We start from the raw sequence: 18,396 nt of genomic DNA, 5'->3' as shown, positions 1-18,396 counted from the left end.
ACAAGCACCACAGGAGTAATGATATGCATCAGCCGGTTATTTCGGGGACGGGGGTATTTACACCGTCCGAGACCATCACAAACGAAGAACTGGTTGAGGCGTTCAATGCCTATGTGGACCTTTTCAACGAGGAAAACAAAGCGGCTATTGAGGCTGGCGAGGTTGAAGCCAAAGCCTATTCCAGCGTTGATTTCATCGTTGCTGCCAGCGGGATTCACCAGCGCCATGTGATGGATAAAACCGGTGTTCTTGACCCCAAGGTGATGCACCCCCTGTTGCGCCAGCGGTCAGATGACGAGCCAGGGATCATGGCGGAAATGGCACTGGGTGCGTGTGGCAAGGCATTGAAATCAGCTGGAAAAGCGGCCGAAGATGTGGATGCGGTGATCGTTGCGGCATCCAATATGGAGCGGGCCTATCCAGCGATTGCGATCGAGGTGCAGGAGCTGTTGGGGATCAGTGGCTTTGGCTTTGACATGAACGTGGCCTGTTCTTCTGCGACTTTTGGCATACAGGCGGCGGCGGACATGATCCGCTCGGGTTCTGCGCGGGCCATTCTGGTGGTGAATCCCGAAATTTGTTCGGGGCATCTGGAGTGGCGGGACCGCGATTGCCATTTCATTTTCGGCGATGTCTGCACGGCGACTTTGGTCGAGCGCAAAGAAGATGCGGCGGGCGAGCATTTCGACATTATTTCCACCCGTTGCCTGACGCAGTTTTCCAATAACATACGCAACAATAACGGATTTTTACGCCGCTCGCGCCCTGACGGGGTGAAGGACCGGCGCGATATGCAGTTCATGCAGAACGGGCGCAAGGTGTTCAAAGAGGTGCTGCCGATTGTCGCCAGACATATGCTGGGGCATATGCAGGACAACGGGGTCGCCCCCGCCGATCTGCGCCGGATGTGGTTGCATCAGGCCAACAAGGCGATGAATGATTTCATTGGCAAAAAGGTGCTGGGACGGGTGCCCGAAGCGGGTGAGCAGCCGAATATTTTGCAGGATTACGCCAACACGTCCTCGGCGGGGTCGATCATTGCGTTTTCGAAATACTCGGATGATTTCCAGAGCGGAGATGTGGGGATTATCTGTTCGTTCGGGGCGGGGTATTCGGTGGGGTCGGTGATTTTGCGCAAGGCGTGAGGCTGCGCGTAGGGTGGGGTTTTACCCCACCGCTACTTTAACCTAATTCAACTGACAGGTTGGTGGGGTGAACCCCACCCTACTCCACCCAGCCACTCACCGACTTCACTTCCAGAAAATCATCCAGCCCCCAGACACCACCTTCGCGGCCCGAGCCGGACTGTTTGTAGCCACCAAACGGCGCACCGGCCCCGCGGGATGTGCCGTTGATTTCCACCATGCCCGACCGCAATGCCCGCGCGGCGCGGTTGGCTTTGGCGTGGTCCTGTGTCTGGACGTAATTGGTCAGCCCGTAAACCGTGTCATTGGCGATTTCCAGCGCCTGTTCTTCGGTGTCGAACGGGATGATCGACAGCACTGGGCCAAAGATTTCCTGCTGGGCGATTGCCATATCGTTACTGACATCGGCAAACACCGTCGGGCGCACATAATAGCCGCGGTTCAACCCGTCGGGGCGGCCCAATCCACCGGCGACCAGACGGGCGCCTTCATCAATGCCTTTCTGGATCATGTCCTGAATTTTGTTGTATTGCAGTTCCGAAACCACGGGGCCGATGTGGCGGCCTTCCTTGTCGGCTGGGCCAACCTTGATGGAATTGGCAACCTCGGCGGCGGTTTCGACCGCCTGATCATAGACCGAGCGTTCCACCAGCATCCGCGTCGGTGCATTACACGACTGACCCGAGTTCTGCATACAGTGCAGCACGCCGCGTTTCACAGCTTTGTCGTCGGCATCGGCATAAATGATGTTTGCACCCTTGCCGCCCAGTTCCAGCGCCACGCGTTTCACGGTATCTGCGGCGTTCTTGGTGATCAGCGCACCGGCGCGGGTTGAGCCGGTGAAGGACACCATATCCACATCGGGGTGGCCGGACAATTGCGTACCCACACCGGGGCCATCGCCGTTCACCATGTTATAGACACCGGCGGGCAGCCCGACGGCATCCATGATTTCGGAAAACACGATCGAGGATAGCGGCGCGATTTCGGAAGGTTTCAGGATCATCGTGCAACCGACAGCCATCGCGGGAATACATTTCAAAGTGACCTGATTCATCGGCCAGTTCCAAGGGGTGATCAGGGCGGTGACGCCGATCGGCTCCATCAGGATGCGGTCATTGGGGGCGTGGGCGCCCAGCATACGGTCGAATTCGAAATCCTTGAACGCGGTGATGAAATTGCTGATGTGCCAGATGCCGGCCCCACCTGCGAGGTTTTGGCCAGATCAATGGGGGCACCCATTTCCAACGACATGGCTTCGGCCAGATCGTCGGCGCGGTTGTTGTATTCCTTCAGCACGGCATGCAGGAAATCCAGCTTGTCGGATTTCGGCACGGCGGCCCATGCGGGAAATGCCGCTTTGGCGGCGGCGACCGCGGCGTTTGTATCGGCTTCGGTGCCCAGCGAAATGGTGGCGCAGACCTCTTCGTTCGACGGGTTGATAACGTCAAAATCATTGGGGGTGCTCGGGGCGACCCACTGGCCATTGATGTAGAAGTTTTTGGTGTTGGACATTTGATGCCTCCTGAATTCGATTTCGCCGCAGCGTGTCACCCCTGACGAGTCGGGGCAAGGGGGCGGCTGGAATTCTATTGTATCGCGACAATAAATGAGCAAAGCTGGGATAGCGTATTAGTGGAAGAAAGGGATATCCCATGCCCGTATTGATTGCGATTGCAGGACTGCTTGTCGGGGCTTTGATTTGGTATAACCGGATGAAACAGGCCGGATATGTTGCAGGCGAGTTGAAAGATGCAGCCAATGATGTGCGGCTGGCGGCGCGGCGGTTCGGGTTTAAACGCCGCGCAAATGTTCACCCGATAGATACACTGGATGATGCGCGGCTGGCGGCGGCGGGGATTGTGGCCGCGACAGTGCAGATGGACGGGTTGTGGGATCAATCGATGTCGGACGCGATGGTGCAGCAGGCGCAATCGGTGTTTAATGTGGATCTGGATGAGGCCGAGGAGATCGTTATCTTTGCCCGCTGGATCGCTGCCCAGGGCCGTAACCCGCACGAGACCATACGCCGGTTGGCGCGGCGGTTGAAACGGTTGGCAGGACAGGAGGCAATGGCGGATACCGTGCAGATGATTCAAGGGGTTTCAGGCCGTGGTGGCCGTTCCTTGAGCCCGGATGCAGAAGATGCAATTGCCACTGTCGAGCGGGTGTTGAAGACGGCGTAATTTGTTGTGCGACATTGTGGCGACCAAGAAGACTCGCAATATCGGGGAAATAACTTATGGGAACCTCTAAAAATCCCCCAAAATCCGGCCTGACGGGGTAGAATCGTCATCAGGATGAAAATGATTCGACCGACGGGGTTTTGTCATGGGTCAGATGGGATTTTTTGATCTTTCCAGCCGATACGCGGGACTGGACAAATCTGGTGATCCGCTGGTGTTGCTCAACGACATGGTGCCGTTCGAGGATTACCGGGACGAGCTGAAGGCCATATGGCGCACGCCGCCCGAACAGCGCAAATCCAACGCTGGCCGCCCGCCTTGGGATGAGGTGCTGATATTCAAGACGATGGTTTTGCAGCAGCTCTACAACCTCTCTGACGATCAGATCGAGTATCAGATCCGCGACCGCCTGTCGTTCATGCGGTTTCTCGGCCTTGGCATTGAAGACAGCGTACCTGACGCCAAGACCATCTGGGCCTACCGTGAAAGGCTGGCCGGGGCCGGGAAGATGAAGGAGCTGTTTGACAAGTTCGATGCCTTTCTGCGCGAAAAGGGCTATCTGGCGATGGGCGGGCAGATTGTTGATGCGAGCATCGTTCCGGCGCCGCGCCAGCACAACAAAAGGGACGAGAACGAGAAAATCAAGGCGGGCGAAACGCCTGAAGAGTGGGAGGAAAAACCCCACAAGAAGCGCCAGAAGGACGTGGATGCGCGCTGGACGAAGAAGCACGGCAAGAGCTATTACGGCTACAAGAACCACATCAATGTCGACCGGCGGCACAAATTCATCCGCGCTTATGATGTCACCGATGCCGCCGTGCATGACAGCCAGGCGCTTGCCGGTCTGATTGATGCGAGCAACACCTCATCGGACCTGTGGGCCGACAGCGCCTATCGCTCGCAAAAGATCGAAAGCGAGCTGGAAGAGCGGGGGCTTCACAGCCATATCCATCACAAGGGCAGGCGCGGCAAGCCGCTTGGCGAGCGCCAGCAAAAGGCCAACCGGAGGCGCTCGAAAGTGCGGGTCCGGGTCGAGCATGTATTCGCTTTTCAGGAGCGCTCCATGGGCGGCAAGCTGATCCGCTCCATCGGCCTGAAGCGGGCGCGATTTCGCATCGGGATGATGAACCTGGTCTACAACATGAAGCGCTTCGTCCAGTTCGAATGCGGCCTGGCGGCGCCGGGATAAGGGTTCATGGGGTGAGGTGTGCCTGAAATACCCAAAACCGGCTTGAAACCGGTGAAAATGGGTTTATGATCCGAAGCAATCAGGCGGGACAGGCGAAAAACCGTCCACCCCGCCGCGAAGAAGGCGAAAACGGGAATTTACAGAGGTTCCCTAAAGTTAACGAGGTAGTAATCGTAGCTGCCAATACAGCATGGCCTGCCTATCAGAAGCACGGCGTTTATATTTGCCAAGCAAACCGCAGCTTCAGAAATGTTGATTGGATAGGCTTTTACGCGGGAGGCAAAATACAAGCCCCAATTGCAAAAATAGTAGATCGCCAAGAGGATTTTGAATTCTCTGCTGATCACATGCGTAAAGAAACCGAACTGAACAAAAAGTTAAACCGCTGGCTAAAAGAAAACACTTGGGCAAAAGGAAAAAAACTACAGGTTTTTAATCTTTCAACATTAGAATGTGAGCAAACAAAACACTTATCCAAGCCCATTGCAAATGACCTAAAAAACGATAGCGGGCGCACCTATGCATTCACTCAGGGGCAAAGATATGTTTTGCTTGACGCGCTACAAAACGCCACCACGACAAGCGATTTGTAACTCAAACATCCCACTACCCCCACCCCACCGGATCCAACCGGAACAACTCGACCAACTGCTTGTAAACCTCCGGCTCTGCCTGTTTCAGCGCCTGTGGCTTCTCGAAAAACACTTCGACCGACACCGCGAAAAACTCCTGATGGCCCTCTGCCCCATAAGGATCAATCACCGTGTGATGCCCCCGCTCAACCGCCCGCACATGCCGCTCGTATGCCTCGATAAACACCCGCGCCCAGTCGGCAAAGCTCTGCCCCTTGTTCATCAGCGGCGCGCCGTCGGTATGGCCGGACAGGTTGTCGATCTGGTGCGCGAATTCATGCAGCACCACGTTGTGCCCGTCCCTGTCATTCAGCGCGCCCTGCTCGCTATCGGCCCAAGACAGCACCACCGGCCCCCGCAACCAGCTTTCCCCTGTGCGCACCGTTTCGCGTTCGGTCACCACATAGCCGCTGCGCTGTTTTTGATGCGATTTGAAAGCACCCGGATAGATCAGGATCGTGCGCAGGTTTTTGTACCATTGGTCGATATTCACAACCAACAGACAGGCCTGCGCGGCGATGGACAGCTCCATCTCTTCGCTCACATCCAGCCCGTTGCAGCCGATATATTCGACCTGCTTCATAAACAGGTTGATCTTGCCTTCCAGCGGTTTGTGGTATTCGGCCGGTAGCCGCCGGATCAACGGCACTTCCTGCTGCACAATGGCGCGCTGATGATCGGTTAGCGGCGTGGCCAACAGTTTTTTGCGGGCCTGTCGTTTTGACCAATACCACGCCCCGAGCGCTGCGATGACAAGAAGGATAAGATATACAAAAACCGGCATAACAGCTTGTTACACTTTGTCGACAGCAATTGGTATCGGGAAACGCCGCACCTCAGTACCCCCGCCCCAGCCGGTCCACATCACCCCCCGCCAGATACCGCAGCAGCCGCCACAGGTTGCGCCCGCCCTGCCGCAGCCATCCGGCCTGCCGATACCGCGCCGCACTGGTGCGGGCCACCACCGGCAACATGCGCAACTGCCCCCGCAAACTGCGCGCCATCGCCACGTCCTCCATCAACGGCATATCCGCGTATCCCCCCACCGCATCGTATAAGTCGCGCGAAATCAGCAACCCCTGATCGCCATACGGCAACCCGAACAGCCGCGCCCGCAGATTCGCCCAACCAGCCACCCAGCGCGGCGCAAACCCATCGGCGTCAAACGCCAGCCGGAAATACCCCGCCCCCTGCCCGCCACCGATATGCGCCTGCACCACAGACGCCCAGCCCGCCGACAATTCCGTATCCGCATGCAAGAACAGCAACCACTCGCCCCGCGCCACATCCGCCCCGCGCCGCAACTGCCCGCCGCGCCCAGCCGCCCCGCGCACCACCTCGGCCCCCGCCGCCTCGGCCAGCTCGCAACTCGCATCACCCGACCCCCCGTCCGACACCACCAGCTCGCGGATCAATCCGCCCTCCAGCCCCTCGATCAACGTGCCCAACACCACCGGCAGCCCCCCTTCGGCATTCAGCGTCGGTATGATTATGCTTAACGGTGCGCGCATCTTTGCCCTCTGGTTCCCGTCCCCCATCCCCCCTATATTACGTTCAACACGGATTGGGGAATGTAAAATGACGCGCAAACTGTATGACATCACCGGCACCGACCGCACCACCTTCCTGCAAGGGTTGATCACCAACGATATGGCCAAGGCCAAAGACGGCCTGCTCTACGCCGCCCTGCTCACCCCCCAGGGCAAATTCCTGTCCGATTTCTTTCTGCTGGACCAAGGCGACCACATCCTGCTGGACGCCCCCGAAGTGACCGCCGAAGACCTGATCCGCCGCCTGACCATGTTCAAACTGCGCGCCGATGTGCAGATCGCGCCCTCGAATACCCAAGTCAAACGCGGCACCGGCACCACCCCCGATAACGCCCTGCCCGACCCGCGCCATGCCGCGCTTGGCTGGCGGCTCTATGGCGCCGAGGCAGGCGATGACGGCACCGACTGGGACGCGCTGCGCGTCACCCATTGCATCCCCGAAACGGGTATCGAGCTAATCCCCAATGAAACCTACATTCTGGAAGCCGGATTCGAACGCCTGAACGGAGTCGATTTTCGCAAAGGTTGCTATGTCGGGCAGGAAATCATCGCCCGCATGAAACATAAAACCACGCTGAAAAAGGGCTATGTGACGGTTGATATAGACGGCACCGCCCCCGTCGGCACCCCGATCACCGCAAACGGCAAACCCGCCGGAACCCTGTTCACGCAGGCGGACGGGCAAGCCATCGCCTATCTGCGGTTTGATCGGGCGAAAGGGGAGTTGCAAGCCGGTGACGCCACAATCACCCCCCCAACATAGCGCAACCCATTTTGCAAAAATGTCAGCCCCCGACCGGGTGGGGGCCTGCGCCATCGGTTTCCACAAATTCAAACCCGTCCTTCACCGGTAACCCGTTACATAGACGCAACGCCGCAAAAGCCCCCGCCATGGGGCGGTCGGGGGCTGACATTTTTGCAAAATGACGGGGGGAGTAGTGTAATACGGGCTTGCTTAATAATAGAGGCTAGGCTGAACGAAGCGGACTTTTGGCGGGAACTGGTTCCAATCTAGGCGGAAGACCCACCTAATCTACTTTCTAGAAGCCACACACGACAACAAAATGCGCGGTTGCATAACTATCTACAACCACCACATATTGCATTCATCAACAAGGAGTGTGTCAGTGGAAATAGAAGCTCTTGAAAAGAACCTTGAACGTCAACTGGGCTGGGTCCGTGCGTCAGAGACTCGGCTCTCCCTTGTATTACCACTGGCTACAGCCCTTTTTGGTTCGATCGCTGTCAAGATTGGCGGCCTCACTGGAAAAGATCAGTTTGAGATTGCCGTGTCCGTAGTTGCGTTGGGTTGTGTCTCGAAAGTGGTGGAAATTGATTTCAGGCACCTCCGAGCGGGTTGAGTTATGCGCCGGTCAGGCGGCTTGGTCAAGGGTTGCGTCGGCGACGGGCTGAGCGAGCGTTTCCCAGCCATCGACCTTTCGCATGACGATCTGCCCCGAGGCCATCAGAGCCCAAAGCAGCATCGGCACGGTCTCGGCGCATGGCAGCACGGTCTGGGTCTTGATGCGGCGGCGGAATTCCTCGTTCAGGCGTTCGATCGCATTTGTCGTTCTGGCCGATTTCCACTGGCCTTGTGGCAGACGCGTGAAGGTGAAAAGCTTATCTCCTGCTTCTTCCAAGCTGTCAGCGACGGCCTTGCATTTCAGCCGCCATTTTCGCAGAAATGCCTTGCGGCGGGTGGCGATTTCCTCGGGTGTTTTGGCGTAGATCATGTCGCGGTAATCTTCTGTCAACTCATCATGCATACGCTTGGGTGCCTTGGCCAGAAGGTTGCGGTGCTTGTGCACCGTGCACCTCTGGATCGGCAGATCTTCACCCCAGAGGGCAATGAGAGCGACCTCAAGTCCCGGTGCCCCGTCCACGATGACAAATTCGGGCCGTTTCAACCCGCGCGCATCCAGATCGTTGATGAACTGACGCCAGGCGGAGGTGCTTTCGCCGCCCATGTTCATCAGTGATAACAAGACCTTCTGCCCATCCCGGCGCACGCCAATCGCGGCCAGAACCGAGATATTGGTGGCCTTCCTGTCAATCCGCGTTTTGATCACGGTGCCGTCCAGGATCAGCCGCACGATGTCTTCATCCGCAAGGCTGCGGGCGCACCACGCCTGCCAGTCCACCTTCACCTTGCGCCAGGCGCGGCTCACCACATCCTTGCTGACCGCCCCCTGAAACAGGCCGAACAGGGCGCGTTTTACCCGCCGTGTGTTGGTGCCCGAAAGGTAGACAGCAGCGATCAGCGCCTCGGCCTTCTTCGTCAGCCGCTGGTAGCGGGGCAATGCCTTCGAGCGCCATTCTCTGGCCTTGCCGGCCTCGCCTGTGATCCGCGCACGCGGCACGCGCACCGTTTCGGTTCCAAATGTTCCGACCAGTTGCCGCTCGCGATGCCCGTGGCGGTATCCGGCCTTTGCCCCGCCGCTGCGGCCATACCGGCAACGGCCCAGAAACTGCTCCAGCTCCTCTTCGAAAACCGCCTCGATCGTCGCGCGGATGTTCTGGCGCAGCCGGTCTTCAATCGGGTCATAGCCTGCTTCATTGGCCAGTAGCGCGGATGTCGATGTTGCTGTATTCTTTGTCATGGCGTGATCTCCTTGGCGGTTCCAGCCGCCGGTTGGGTGGCTTCGATGCACCCGGAGATTACGCCGTCCTCGAATTTCCACCAAACTCGCGACACTACCTTGCGTTGATCTTGATAACTCTATCCTTCTTATGCGCTGCTGCGGCCCTTTATCCGCGGACTACTGGGCCGTCGAATTCAGTAGTGTTTTTTGGCGGCATTTGCGCAGGCGAACGAGCTATGCCCAAAAGTTGGTGACGCAGTAATCAGGCGGCATGTTTTTCCTGCTTGATCCCGTCCTTAAATTCAACCCCTTCGATGATTTCCGGCAATCGGAATGCGCCGTCGAGTTTACGCCATTTCTTCTTTGCCGACATCATCAGGCGGAAGGTCATTGCCAAGGCGGTCTTGCGCCCGAGGCAGCCTTTGGTCTTCTTCGTTCGGTGCCGCACGGTGGCAAATATGCTTTCGATGGGGTTGGATGTGCGGATGTGTTTCCAGTGCTCGGCAGGGAAGTCGTAGAAGGTCAGCAGCACGTCCCGGTCCTTGGTCAGCTTCCCCACGGCACGCTCGTATTTCACGCCATAGGCTTCGATGAAGAAATTGAACGCGGCCTCGGCGTCCCGTTTGTTCTCGGCCATCCAGATGTCCTGTAGATGGCCCTTGGCTTTGGCTTGCAGCGACTTCGGCATGGCATTCAGGACGTTGCCGGTTTTATGCACCCAGCAGCGCTGCTCCCGGGTCTCACCGAACACCTCCCGCAAGGCGTTCCAGAAGCCGAGCGCGCCATCACCAACGGCCAGATCAGGGGCTTTTCTGAGGCCACGACGTTGCAAGTCCAGCAGCAGTTCACGCCAGCTCTGGCTGCTTTCTCGATACCCGTCCACGAGGCCCAGAACATCCTTGTTACCCCACTCGTCCGCGCCGATGATCACCAGCATGCATTGCTTGTCAGCATCCGTGCGCGGCTTGAAATAAACCCCGTCGGCCCAGAAATACACATAGCGTTTGGCCGACAGGTCACGCCGGTTCCAACGCTCGTATTCTGCCCACCACTCCGCCTTCAGGCGCGAAATCGTGCTCGATGTCAAACCACCCGCATCAGGCCCCAGAAGGGCCGCCAGTGCTTCGCCGAAATCACCCGTGGAAATACCTTTGAGATAGAGCCAGGGCAACAACTCCTCGACCGACTTTGCCCGGCGCAGATACGGCGGCAGAAGCGTCGAGGTGAACCTGATCTTCTCCGCCCCCGTGCCACGATCACGCACCCGAGGCACATTCACCGGGACAGGGCCGATCCCCGTCATCACCTCGCGCTCCGGCAGGTATCCGTGGCGAACAAGGCGCTGGCGACCGGCCGAATCCCTCAAATGCGCGTGTTGCGCCATCAGATCACAAACCTCGGCCTCGACCGCCTGTGCCAACAGATCCCGCGCGCCTTTGCGCAAGATATCCGTCAGCGGATCAGGTGAAATTCCGGCTGGATCGGTAAACTCCAAAATAGTATCGTCTTCCATGTGGCATATCCTTTTCTCTCTGAGAATCGCGGCGCGTCAACACCGCCATGATATGCCACCCAATCACCCCATCACCAACTTTCGGGCATTACTCCAGGCGAACTTGAAGAGTTTATCGAAAAGTCTCTCACCATTCAGCCGGAAAATCTGAAGCGTGACCTTGCAACGCAGATATATATCAACGCGAATATCGCCGCAAAAAAGTATGGGTGGATGCAGAAGTCGATGTCCTTCTTGATGTGGTCTTTAGTACCTTGGGCGGTAGCGGTCATCTACCTTTATGGGAACTGATTTCATGGGGATTGACGGGTTGTGTCTCGAAAGTGGTGGAAATTGATTTCAGGCACCTCCGAGCGGGTTGAGTTATGCGCCGGTCAGGCGGCTTGGTCAAGGGTTGCGTCGGCGACGGGCTGAGCGAGCGTTTCCCAGCCATCGACCTTTCGCATGACGATCTGCCCCGAGGCCATCAGAGCCCAAAGCAGCATCGGCACGGTCTCGGCGCATGGCAGCACGGTCTGGGTCTTGATGCGGCGGCGGAATTCCTCGTTCAGGCGTTCGATCGCATTTGTCGTTCTGGCCGATTTCCACTGGCCTTGTGGCAGACGCGTGAAGGTGAAAAGCTTATCTCCTGCTTCTTCCAAGCTGTCAGCGACGGCCTTGCATTTCAGCCGCCATTTTCGCAGAAATGCCTTGCGGCGGGTGGCGATTTCCTCGGGTGTTTTGGCGTAGATCATGTCGCGGTAATCTTCTGTCAACTCATCATGCATACGCTTGGGTGCCTTGGCCAGAAGGTTGCGGTGCTTGTGCACCGTGCACCTCTGGATCGGCAGATCTTCACCCCAGAGGGCAATGAGAGCGACCTCAAGTCCCGGTGCCCCGTCCACGATGACAAATTCGGGCCGTTTCAACCCGCGCGCATCCAGATCGTTGATGAACTGACGCCAGGCGGAGGTGCTTTCGCCGCCCATGTTCATCAGTGATAACAAGACCTTCTGCCCATCCCGGCGCACGCCAATCGCGGCCAGAACCGAGATATTGGTGGCCTTCCTGTCAATCCGCGTTTTGATCACGGTGCCGTCCAGGATCAGCCGCACGATGTCTTCATCCGCAAGGCTGCGGGCGCACCACGCCTGCCAGTCCACCTTCACCTTGCGCCAGGCGCGGCTCACCACATCCTTGCTGACCGCCCCCTGAAACAGGCCGAACAGGGCGCGTTTTACCCGCCGTGTGTTGGTGCCCGAAAGGTAGACAGCAGCGATCAGCGCCTCGGCCTTCTTCGTCAGCCGCTGGTAGCGGGGCAATGCCTTCGAGCGCCATTCTCTGGCCTTGCCGGCCTCGCCTGTGATCCGCGCACGCGGCACGCGCACCGTTTCGGTTCCAAATGTTCCGACCAGTTGCCGCTCGCGATGCCCGTGGCGGTATCCGGCCTTTGCCCCGCCGCTGCGGCCATACCGGCAACGGCCCAGAAACTGCTCCAGCTCCTCTTCGAAAACCGCCTCGATCGTCGCGCGGATGTTCTGGCGCAGCCGGTCTTCAATCGGGTCATAGCCTGCTTCATTGGCCAGTAGCGCGGATGTCGATGTTGCTGTATTCTTTGTCATGGCGTGATCTCCTTGGCGGTTCCAGCCGCCGGTTGGGTGGCTTCGATGCACCCGGAGATTACGCCGTCCTCGAATTTCCACCAAACTCGCGACACTACCCATTTTTCTCCGACAGGCGCGGATATTGTGGCCGGAACGGTATACGAAAAACTGGCTGAAATGCTGGACCTTAGCCCAAGGCAATAGGCAGACGTTCGCGTTTTCTTTGCAATTCGTAGTGGCCCAGCGGGGTCCAGCCCACCAACGCCGTTTCAATGCTGTCGGCACGAAAGGCGCTGCGCAGGGCGTTTTCAAACTGCTTGCGGTCCTTTTTGGCCAGCGGCGCCAGATCCAGCGTGATCTGGCCGCCCAGTCCACGCAGGCGCAACTGACGCGGCAATTCACGGGCGCAGGCCAGATTGGCCTTCAATCCCGCCGCGGGCGAGGTATCGCCGCCGGTGTTCACATCCACCGCCACCAGCGCGCGGGTGGGTTCGATATATAATGTCACGCTGCCCAGCCGTACTTTGGCCCCGTGCAGCGCGTCAATGGCATCCAGCACGCTGTGATCCTCGAATGATCCATCATGATTGGCCAATTGATCGGGTTCCCCCCATTCGCGCCAGCCCAGATGATGCGGGTCCAGCCCGTCCATCAGCAGTTCGGGATCTGTCCCATCAGCGCCCATCACGGCTTCGGCGGCATCGCGCATGGCCAAGACATCTTCCTCGATCTTGTCGCCATCCACCCCGTCACAGCCCGACCGCAGGATCAGCCCGAAATCCGAGCCATCCATCGCGATATGGGCAATTTCCAGCAGGCGGTCGCGCTCGTCCTCGTCCCGGATGGAGCGCGAGATATTCAGCCCCGGCGCATCCGGCGTCACAATCGCATAGCGACTTTTGAACAGCACCTTGTGGGTAACCGGCACCGCCTTGCCGCCTTCGGCATAGCCGGTGACCTGCACCAGCATGGTCTGGCCGGGGCGCAACCCCTTGCCCTGACGCAGGAACGCGGTTTGGCCATCGGGCAGGCGCAACATCATGCCCCCCTGCCCCTTTAGCGGACGATCCACCACAGCGCGATAAATCGCACCGGGGGTCGGGGCCGCGCCATCGGGCGGGGACAGCAATAGGTCCTGTAGTTTTCCGTCAATCATCAGGGCCGCCGCAGGGCGGCCGTTATAATGATCCAGCGCAACCAGAGTGCCCTTCATGACCAGCCTTTCAACAGCGGATAGCCCGCGGTTTGTAACAATTGTGCGGTTTCGGCCACCGGCAGGCCCATCACGGCAGAAAAGGATCCGCTGATCCACGGGATAAACGCGCCGGCCGGTCCCTGAATGGCATAGCCACCCGCCTTGCCGCGCCAGTCATCACTGGCCAGATAGGCGTTCAGTTCTTCATTCGACAGGCGTTTCATCTGCACAGTGGTGACAACATCGCGTTCCCACACCCTGTCGCCGCGTTTCACCGCCACCGCTGTGATCACTTTGTGCCGTCGTCCTGCCATTGCCAACAGAAACTCCGCCGCCTGCCCCGCATCCACAGGTTTGCCCAATATCCGGCGGCCCAGCGCCACCGTGGTATCGGCACACAGCACGATTTCATCGGGCGTGGCAGCCACGGCCAACACCTTTTCCCGCGCCATGCGGACGCAGTAAGGGCGGGGTAATTCGCGGGGTTGCGGGGTTTCGTCGATGTCGGGCGGGCGCACGTCATCCGCCAACACCCCGATTTGCGCCAACAGCTCGGCCCGCCTAGGACTGCCAGAGCCCAGAACCAGCCGGACGTTCATATCGCTATTTGAAGCGATAGTTGATACGGCCCTTGGTCAGGTCATAGGGGGTCATTTCGACCTGCACCTTATCACCTGCCAGAACGCGAATACGGTTCTTGCGCATTTTACCTGCCGTGTGCGCGATAATTTCATGGCCGTTTTCCAGCTCGACCCGAAATGTCGCGTTCGGCAGGAGTTCCTTTACGACGCCGGGAAATTCGAGCAGTTCTTCCTTAGCCATGGTCTCTCCTTAAAACATACACCCGCCTTTGTGCGGGCGCCCCCTAGATGGGGCGAATACGTTTGCTTTTCAAGAGAAATCCACCCGACACATCGCTATTCAACAGCAAAACCTGTATATTTATCCGCCTTGAACGCTTTTGCCGCATGGGATACGCAAAAGACAAGCTAACTGGGGGCTTTTTAATAATGTGCTGGAGTGGAGAGGCTTCAACGGCGCTGGCCGTTGCCGGATTTGGCGTGACTGCCTATGCCGCATGGAAAAAGGAACCGGCGGCCCTGTGGGTGACGATGGGGTTCTTTTCCTCGATGGAGTTGATTCAGGCCCTGTCCTATCCGGTGATCGGCCAATGCGGCGCGCCGGAAAACAAAGCACTCAGCATCGCCAGTTTCATTCACATCGCATTGCAGCCGTTTTTCTTTAACCTGCTGGCGCTGCATTTCATCCCCGATGACATGCGCCGCCGAATCCAGAAAACTGTCTATGCCCTATGTGCCGTGGCGGCGGGGATCACGATCTGGCAGGTGATGCCCTCGGAAATATACGGGGCCTGCTCGGATAACCGCGCCATGTGCGGGCCGCAATTCTGCACCCTGCCCGGCAACTGGCATTTGGCGTGGAAATTCCCTCTTAACGGCTGGGGCAATGATTTTGCCGGAAACGCCAACTGGCTGTTGCGCCTGTTCCCCAATGCACTGGTGGCCTACAGCCTGGCCGTTTTCATCATGCCGCTGGTATACGGGTCATGGAAATTCGGGGTATATCAATATCTTACAGGGCCATTACTGGCCAGCCAACTGACTGACAATATTGACGAGGCACCGGCCATCTGGTGCCTGATGTCGATCGGCATTGTGTTTCTGGTGATGAAAACCCCCTTGCGGGATTTCATGCGCGTGCAGCATTGGCCGCTATGGCCTAAAGCATCCCGACAAACGCCCGGATCAGGCGCCCACCCCGCCGTTCGGCCAGATTGACGACGGCTTCTTCCATCAGGATCGGTGTGCCGCTGATTGTGATCGGGGCAAGGCGCACGTCCCCGGCCAGTTCCTTTTGCGACACAAAGCCGATGCCCACGCCAGACGCAACGATTTCCTGCACCGCCTCGCGCCCTTCGGCCTCGATTGCGGCGGTCAGGGAAATGCCCTGCGCCCCGGCGGCCCGTTCCAGTTTCTGACGGGTTTTTGATCCCTTTTCGCGCAGCACCAACGGCATTGCGGACAGTTGCTTTAGGGACAGCGAATGATGCGCAGACAGGGGATTGTCCCGCGCCGTAAAGGCAATGATCGGGCTGGATCCCAGCCGAACCACGTCAATCGCTGCCGTATCCGGCACCGTTCCCAGCACGCCGATATCGGCGCGGTAATCATGCAGGGCCTCGATCACTTCGGCGGAATTGCCGGTGCGGATTTCTATCCGGACCTGCGGGAATTTCTGCCGGAACCGTGCCAGCACCGCCAGAACATGGCTGGCCGAATCCACATGCAGCCGCAGGGTGCCGGAACTGAAGGCGCGATTTTCCTGCAACAATTCCCGCGCCTGATTTTCGTTTTCAAACAACCGCTTGGTGATTTCCAGCAGATGCCCGCCCTGTTCCGTCAGCGTCACCTGCCGCTTTTCACGGTTGAACAAAAGGGTGTCGTATTCCTCTTCCAGCTTGCGCACCTGATCTGAAATCGCCGGCTGTGTCAGATGCAGCGCCTTGGCCGCATTGGAAAAGCCGCCGTGCAGGGCGACATTGTGAAAGGCACGAAGCTGGACATAGCGCATTTTCAGCACCCATAAGATTAATCGTTAGGTTGATCTAAATTAACGATTTTATAAACGTCCTTGCAAGGGGGTATTGATACCGCATCCAACAGACGAAAAGGCCACGCCATGCCCGATACCGCCCCCAATATCACCCCGCCGCATCTGGGCGAACCCTATCTGCTAACCCCCGGCCCGCTGACCACATCCTATGAGGTGAAACAGGCCATGCTACGCGACTGGGGCAGTTGGGATGGCGATTTCCGCGCTGTCACAGCCCAAATGCGCAAGATGCTGCTGGACATGGTTAATGATACCAAAGGTGAATTTGACTGCGTGCCGATGCAAGGCAGCGGCACCTTTTCGGTCGAGGCAATGCTGGCCAGTTTCACCCCGCGCGATGGCAAGGTTCTGGTGCTGTCCAATGGTGCCTATGGCAAACGGATTGCGCAGACACTGGAATATCTGAACCGCGATCATGTGGTGTTCGACAAGGGCGATTACATGCCGCCACGCGGGGACGAGGTAACAGCCGCCCTGCGCGCTGATCCCGCCATCACCCATGTGGTCGTGGTGCATTGCGAAACCAGTTCCGGCATCCTGAACCCCGTCACGGAAATTTCACAGGCGGTTTACGCCGAGGGCCGCAAACTGCTGATCGATTCCATGAGCGCCTTTGGCGCAATCCCGCTGGAGGTTGGCGAAATCCGTTATCAGGCGATGGTGTCCTCGGCCAACAAATGTATCGAGGGCGTGCCCGGTTTCGGCTTTGTCATCGCCCGCAAGGATGAACTGGAGGCCGCCAAGGGGCGTAGCCATTCCCTGAGCCTCGATCTGCACGCGCAATGGGCGCATATGAACAAGACCGGCCAGTGGCGGTTTACCCCGCCCACCCATGTGGTTGTGGCCTTTCTTGAGGCGCTGAAAGCGCACAAAGCCGAAGGCGGCGTTGCCGGACGCGGGGCGCGATATGCAGATAACCGCGATGTACTGGTGGACGGGATGCGCGGCCTTGGCTTTGAGACCCTGCTAAAGGACCGCTGGCTGTCGCCCATCATCGTCACCTTTTTCTGCCCCGCCCATGACGCCTTTGATTTTGACGCGTTTTACGAGGGGATGAAGACCAAAGGCTTTATCATCTACCCCGGCAAACTGACCGTAGTGGACAGTTTTCGCATCGGCTGCATCGGTCAGATGGATGCCGGTGTTATGCGTGATGTGGTGCAGGCCGCCAAAGAAACCCTGAACGAAATGGGCGTGCCGGATGCGGCCCCGCCAAAAGCTGCCCTGATCGAGCGCGCCAGACTGGCCGCTTAAATTTTCACTGACTCAATCTAAAGGAAACACGAAAAAATGAGTGAATTTGGAAACTACACTTACTCCCGCACTTATCGCGGCAATGTTCAGGCGCTGGTGCTGGACTGGAGCGGCACCATCGCCGACGCCTATGTCATCGCCCCTGCGGTGGTGTTCGTCGAGGTGTTCAAAAACCAGGGTGTCGAAATTTCGATGGAAGAGGCCCGCGGCCCGATGGGTCTGCGCAAGGATCTGCACATCAAAATGCTGACCGAGGATCCGGTGATTGCCGAGCGCTGGAAGGCCGTGAAAGGCAAATATCCCGACCAGTCCGATGTGGATGCGATGTTCAAGGATTTTGTGCCACTGCAACTGGAATGCCTGCGCAAATACACCACCATCCTGCCCGGTGTTAAGGACGTTCTGGTCGCCTTACAAAAGCTGGGCATCAAGATCGGCGTATCAACCGGTTTCGTGCGCTCGATGGTCGATATCCTGCTGGAAGACAGCATCAAACAGGGCTTTACCCCGGACGCCACCGTCGCTGGTGACGAGGTGATCAACGGCGCCCGCCCTGCCCCGCATATGGTGTGGAAAAATCTGGACCTGATGAACATCTCGGAAATCAAATCGGTTGTGAAATGCGATGATACGGTTTCCGGTATCGGCGAAGCCCTGAACGCGGGTTGCTGGGGTGTTGGTCTGGTGCGCTATTCCAACTATATGAACATCAATTCGCTGGACGAAGAGGCCACATTGTCCGAGGCCGAAATCCAGCGCCGCATGGATCACACGCGTAAAATCCTGCTGGAATCCGGCGCGCACTATGTGATCGATTCACTGGTGGAGCTGCCCGCCGTAATCGACGATATCAACGCCCGCCTGGCACGCGGCGAAAAGCCTTAAGCGGCACAACAAACAACCGGTCAGCCGCACGTCTGTTGTGGCTGACCA

18 protein-coding genes and 1 pseudogene are annotated in these 18,396 nt (G+C 58.1%); 9 read left to right on the top strand and 10 right to left on the bottom strand.

Translation table 11 applies throughout. The features are described 5' to 3' along the window. The first annotated feature begins 23 nt into the window (after positions 1–23). Complete coding sequence (locus ACQY4M_RS22310) at positions 24–1,145, top strand: beta-ketoacyl-ACP synthase III (RefSeq protein WP_428548986.1); 1,122 nt, start codon at positions 24–26, stop codon at positions 1,143–1,145. Between the two features lie 79 nt (positions 1,146–1,224). Here ACQY4M_RS22310 and ACQY4M_RS22305 read toward each other — a convergent pair. Continuing rightward, a pseudogene (locus ACQY4M_RS22305) lies at positions 1,225–2,660 on the bottom strand (aldehyde dehydrogenase family protein). 140 nt (positions 2,661–2,800) lie between these two features. Here ACQY4M_RS22305 and ACQY4M_RS22300 point away from each other — a divergent pair. The 3 genes from ACQY4M_RS22300 to ACQY4M_RS22290 all read left to right on the top strand — a co-directional run bounded on the left by ACQY4M_RS22300 (position 2,801) and on the right by ACQY4M_RS22290 (position 5,113). Then, positions 2,801–3,331: a hypothetical protein gene (locus tag ACQY4M_RS22300; RefSeq protein ID WP_428548983.1), complete on the top strand. Its 531-nt coding sequence runs from the start codon at positions 2,801–2,803 to the stop codon at positions 3,329–3,331. 145 nt (positions 3,332–3,476) lie between these two features. After that, complete coding sequence (locus ACQY4M_RS22295) at positions 3,477–4,520, top strand: IS5 family transposase (RefSeq protein ID WP_428539227.1); 1,044 nt, start codon at positions 3,477–3,479, stop codon at positions 4,518–4,520. Positions 4,521–4,585: 65 nt separating this feature from the next. Further along, complete coding sequence (locus ACQY4M_RS22290; protein ID WP_428548980.1) at positions 4,586–5,113, top strand: hypothetical protein; 528 nt, start codon at positions 4,586–4,588, stop codon at positions 5,111–5,113. Between the two features lie 13 nt (positions 5,114–5,126). Here the strand turns inward: ACQY4M_RS22290 and ACQY4M_RS22285 are convergent, their stop codons facing one another. Next, positions 5,127–5,936 carry a zinc-dependent peptidase gene (locus tag ACQY4M_RS22285; protein WP_428548977.1) on the bottom strand — a complete coding sequence of 270 codons (810 nt, stop codon included), beginning with the start codon at positions 5,934–5,936 and terminating at the stop codon, positions 5,127–5,129. 52 nt (positions 5,937–5,988) lie between these two features. Beyond that, the gene (locus ACQY4M_RS22280; protein ID WP_428548974.1) at positions 5,989–6,663 is read right to left on the bottom strand and encodes a TIGR04283 family arsenosugar biosynthesis glycosyltransferase; all 675 of its coding nucleotides are present in this window, start codon (positions 6,661–6,663) and stop codon (positions 5,989–5,991) included. 67 nt (positions 6,664–6,730) lie between these two features. On the opposite strand from ACQY4M_RS22280, the gene ACQY4M_RS22275 reads away from it, so the two are divergent. Together ACQY4M_RS22275 and ACQY4M_RS22270 are read left to right on the top strand one after the other, a co-directional pair. Beyond that, complete coding sequence (locus tag ACQY4M_RS22275; RefSeq protein ID WP_428548971.1) at positions 6,731–7,465, top strand: YgfZ/GcvT domain-containing protein; 735 nt, start codon at positions 6,731–6,733, stop codon at positions 7,463–7,465. Between the two features lie 364 nt (positions 7,466–7,829). After that, positions 7,830–8,063 (top strand): hypothetical protein, encoded by a 234-nt coding sequence (locus ACQY4M_RS22270; RefSeq protein WP_428548968.1) that lies wholly within the window; start codon positions 7,830–7,832, stop codon positions 8,061–8,063. 12 nt (positions 8,064–8,075) lie between these two features. Here the strand turns inward: ACQY4M_RS22270 and ACQY4M_RS22265 are convergent, their stop codons facing one another. The 6 genes from ACQY4M_RS22265 to infA all read right to left on the bottom strand — a co-directional run bounded on the left by ACQY4M_RS22265 (position 8,076) and on the right by infA (position 14,397). Next, complete coding sequence (locus ACQY4M_RS22265; protein WP_428539582.1) at positions 8,076–9,302, bottom strand: IS256 family transposase; 1,227 nt, start codon at positions 9,300–9,302, stop codon at positions 8,076–8,078. Positions 9,303–9,546: 244 nt separating this feature from the next. Further along, positions 9,547–10,797: an IS256 family transposase gene (locus tag ACQY4M_RS22260; protein ID WP_428539230.1), complete on the bottom strand. Its 1,251-nt coding sequence runs from the start codon at positions 10,795–10,797 to the stop codon at positions 9,547–9,549. 374 nt (positions 10,798–11,171) lie between these two features. Beyond that, positions 11,172–12,398, bottom strand: a complete 1,227-nt coding sequence (locus ACQY4M_RS22255) for an IS256 family transposase (RefSeq protein WP_428539582.1) — start codon at positions 12,396–12,398, stop codon at positions 11,172–11,174. 169 nt (positions 12,399–12,567) lie between these two features. Beyond that, on the bottom strand, positions 12,568–13,593 hold the full coding sequence (locus tag ACQY4M_RS22250; RefSeq protein WP_428548965.1) for a ribonuclease E/G: 1,026 nt from the start codon (positions 13,591–13,593) through the stop codon (positions 12,568–12,570). Beyond that, a complete protein-coding gene (locus ACQY4M_RS22245; RefSeq protein ID WP_428548962.1) occupies positions 13,590–14,174 on the bottom strand; it encodes a Maf family protein in 585 nt (194 codons plus the stop codon). The genes ACQY4M_RS22250 and ACQY4M_RS22245 overlap by 4 nt, the downstream gene beginning before the upstream one ends. Before the next feature lie 4 nt (positions 14,175–14,178). Further along, positions 14,179–14,397 carry a translation initiation factor IF-1 gene (infA, locus tag ACQY4M_RS22240; protein ID WP_007205486.1) on the bottom strand — a complete coding sequence of 73 codons (219 nt, stop codon included), beginning with the start codon at positions 14,395–14,397 and terminating at the stop codon, positions 14,179–14,181. A 188-nt stretch (positions 14,398–14,585) separates the two neighbouring features. Here infA and ACQY4M_RS22235 point away from each other — a divergent pair, with 188 nt between their 5' ends. Next, positions 14,586–15,374 (top strand): DUF5765 domain-containing protein, encoded by a 789-nt coding sequence (locus tag ACQY4M_RS22235; protein WP_428548955.1) that lies wholly within the window; start codon positions 14,586–14,588, stop codon positions 15,372–15,374. Here ACQY4M_RS22235 and ACQY4M_RS22230 read toward each other — a convergent pair. Beyond that, positions 15,316–16,167 (bottom strand): LysR substrate-binding domain-containing protein, encoded by an 852-nt coding sequence (locus tag ACQY4M_RS22230; protein ID WP_428548952.1) that lies wholly within the window; start codon positions 16,165–16,167, stop codon positions 15,316–15,318. The genes ACQY4M_RS22235 and ACQY4M_RS22230 overlap by 59 nt on opposite strands. Before the next feature lie 108 nt (positions 16,168–16,275). Between ACQY4M_RS22230 and ACQY4M_RS22225 the strand changes: the two genes are divergently transcribed. Both ACQY4M_RS22225 and phnX read left to right on the top strand, forming a co-directional pair. After that, the gene (locus ACQY4M_RS22225; RefSeq protein ID WP_428548949.1) at positions 16,276–17,463 is read left to right on the top strand and encodes a 2-aminoethylphosphonate--pyruvate transaminase; all 1,188 of its coding nucleotides are present in this window, start codon (positions 16,276–16,278) and stop codon (positions 17,461–17,463) included. A 36-nt stretch (positions 17,464–17,499) separates the two neighbouring features. Further along, a complete protein-coding gene (gene phnX / locus ACQY4M_RS22220) occupies positions 17,500–18,348 on the top strand; it encodes a phosphonoacetaldehyde hydrolase (protein WP_428548946.1) in 849 nt (282 codons plus the stop codon). The last annotated feature ends 48 nt before the right edge of the window (positions 18,349–18,396 follow it).

The sequence above is a fragment of the Profundibacter sp. genome (genome assembly GCF_965277155.1).
In the GTDB taxonomy this organism is placed as follows: Bacteria; Pseudomonadota; Alphaproteobacteria; order Rhodobacterales; family Rhodobacteraceae; genus Profundibacter.
Note: the sequence above shows the minus strand (reverse complement) of the source record. Positions and strands in the feature narration are given on the sequence as shown.

Excerpts from the sequence above, each read along its gene's own strand:
- ACQY4M_RS22310 (WP_428548986.1), top strand. The coding sequence starts at position 24 with ATGCATCAGCCGGTTATTTCGGGGACGGGGGTATTTACACCGTCCGAG.
- ACQY4M_RS22300 (WP_428548983.1), top strand. The coding sequence starts at position 2,801 with ATGCCCGTATTGATTGCGATTGCAGGACTGCTTGTCGGGGCTTTGATT.
- ACQY4M_RS22295 (WP_428539227.1), top strand. The coding sequence starts at position 3,477 with ATGGGTCAGATGGGATTTTTTGATCTTTCCAGCCGATACGCGGGACTG.
- ACQY4M_RS22290 (WP_428548980.1), top strand. The coding sequence starts at position 4,586 with ATGATCCGAAGCAATCAGGCGGGACAGGCGAAAAACCGTCCACCCCGC.
- ACQY4M_RS22285 (WP_428548977.1), bottom strand. The coding sequence starts at position 5,936 with ATGCCGGTTTTTGTATATCTTATCCTTCTTGTCATCGCAGCGCTCGGG.
- ACQY4M_RS22280 (WP_428548974.1), bottom strand. The coding sequence starts at position 6,663 with ATGCGCGCACCGTTAAGCATAATCATACCGACGCTGAATGCCGAAGGG.
- ACQY4M_RS22275 (WP_428548971.1), top strand. The coding sequence starts at position 6,731 with ATGACGCGCAAACTGTATGACATCACCGGCACCGACCGCACCACCTTC.
- ACQY4M_RS22265 (WP_428539582.1), bottom strand. The coding sequence starts at position 9,302 with ATGACAAAGAATACAGCAACATCGACATCCGCGCTACTGGCCAATGAA.
- ACQY4M_RS22260 (WP_428539230.1), bottom strand. The coding sequence starts at position 10,797 with ATGGAAGACGATACTATTTTGGAGTTTACCGATCCAGCCGGAATTTCA.
- ACQY4M_RS22255 (WP_428539582.1), bottom strand. The coding sequence starts at position 12,398 with ATGACAAAGAATACAGCAACATCGACATCCGCGCTACTGGCCAATGAA.
- ACQY4M_RS22250 (WP_428548965.1), bottom strand. The coding sequence starts at position 13,593 with ATGAAGGGCACTCTGGTTGCGCTGGATCATTATAACGGCCGCCCTGCG.
- ACQY4M_RS22245 (WP_428548962.1), bottom strand. The coding sequence starts at position 14,174 with ATGAACGTCCGGCTGGTTCTGGGCTCTGGCAGTCCTAGGCGGGCCGAG.
- infA (WP_007205486.1), bottom strand. The coding sequence starts at position 14,397 with ATGGCTAAGGAAGAACTGCTCGAATTTCCCGGCGTCGTAAAGGAACTC.
- ACQY4M_RS22235 (WP_428548955.1), top strand. The coding sequence starts at position 14,586 with ATGTGCTGGAGTGGAGAGGCTTCAACGGCGCTGGCCGTTGCCGGATTT.
- ACQY4M_RS22230 (WP_428548952.1), bottom strand. The coding sequence starts at position 16,167 with ATGCGCTATGTCCAGCTTCGTGCCTTTCACAATGTCGCCCTGCACGGC.
- ACQY4M_RS22225 (WP_428548949.1), top strand. The coding sequence starts at position 16,276 with ATGCCCGATACCGCCCCCAATATCACCCCGCCGCATCTGGGCGAACCC.
- phnX (WP_428548946.1), top strand. The coding sequence starts at position 17,500 with ATGAGTGAATTTGGAAACTACACTTACTCCCGCACTTATCGCGGCAAT.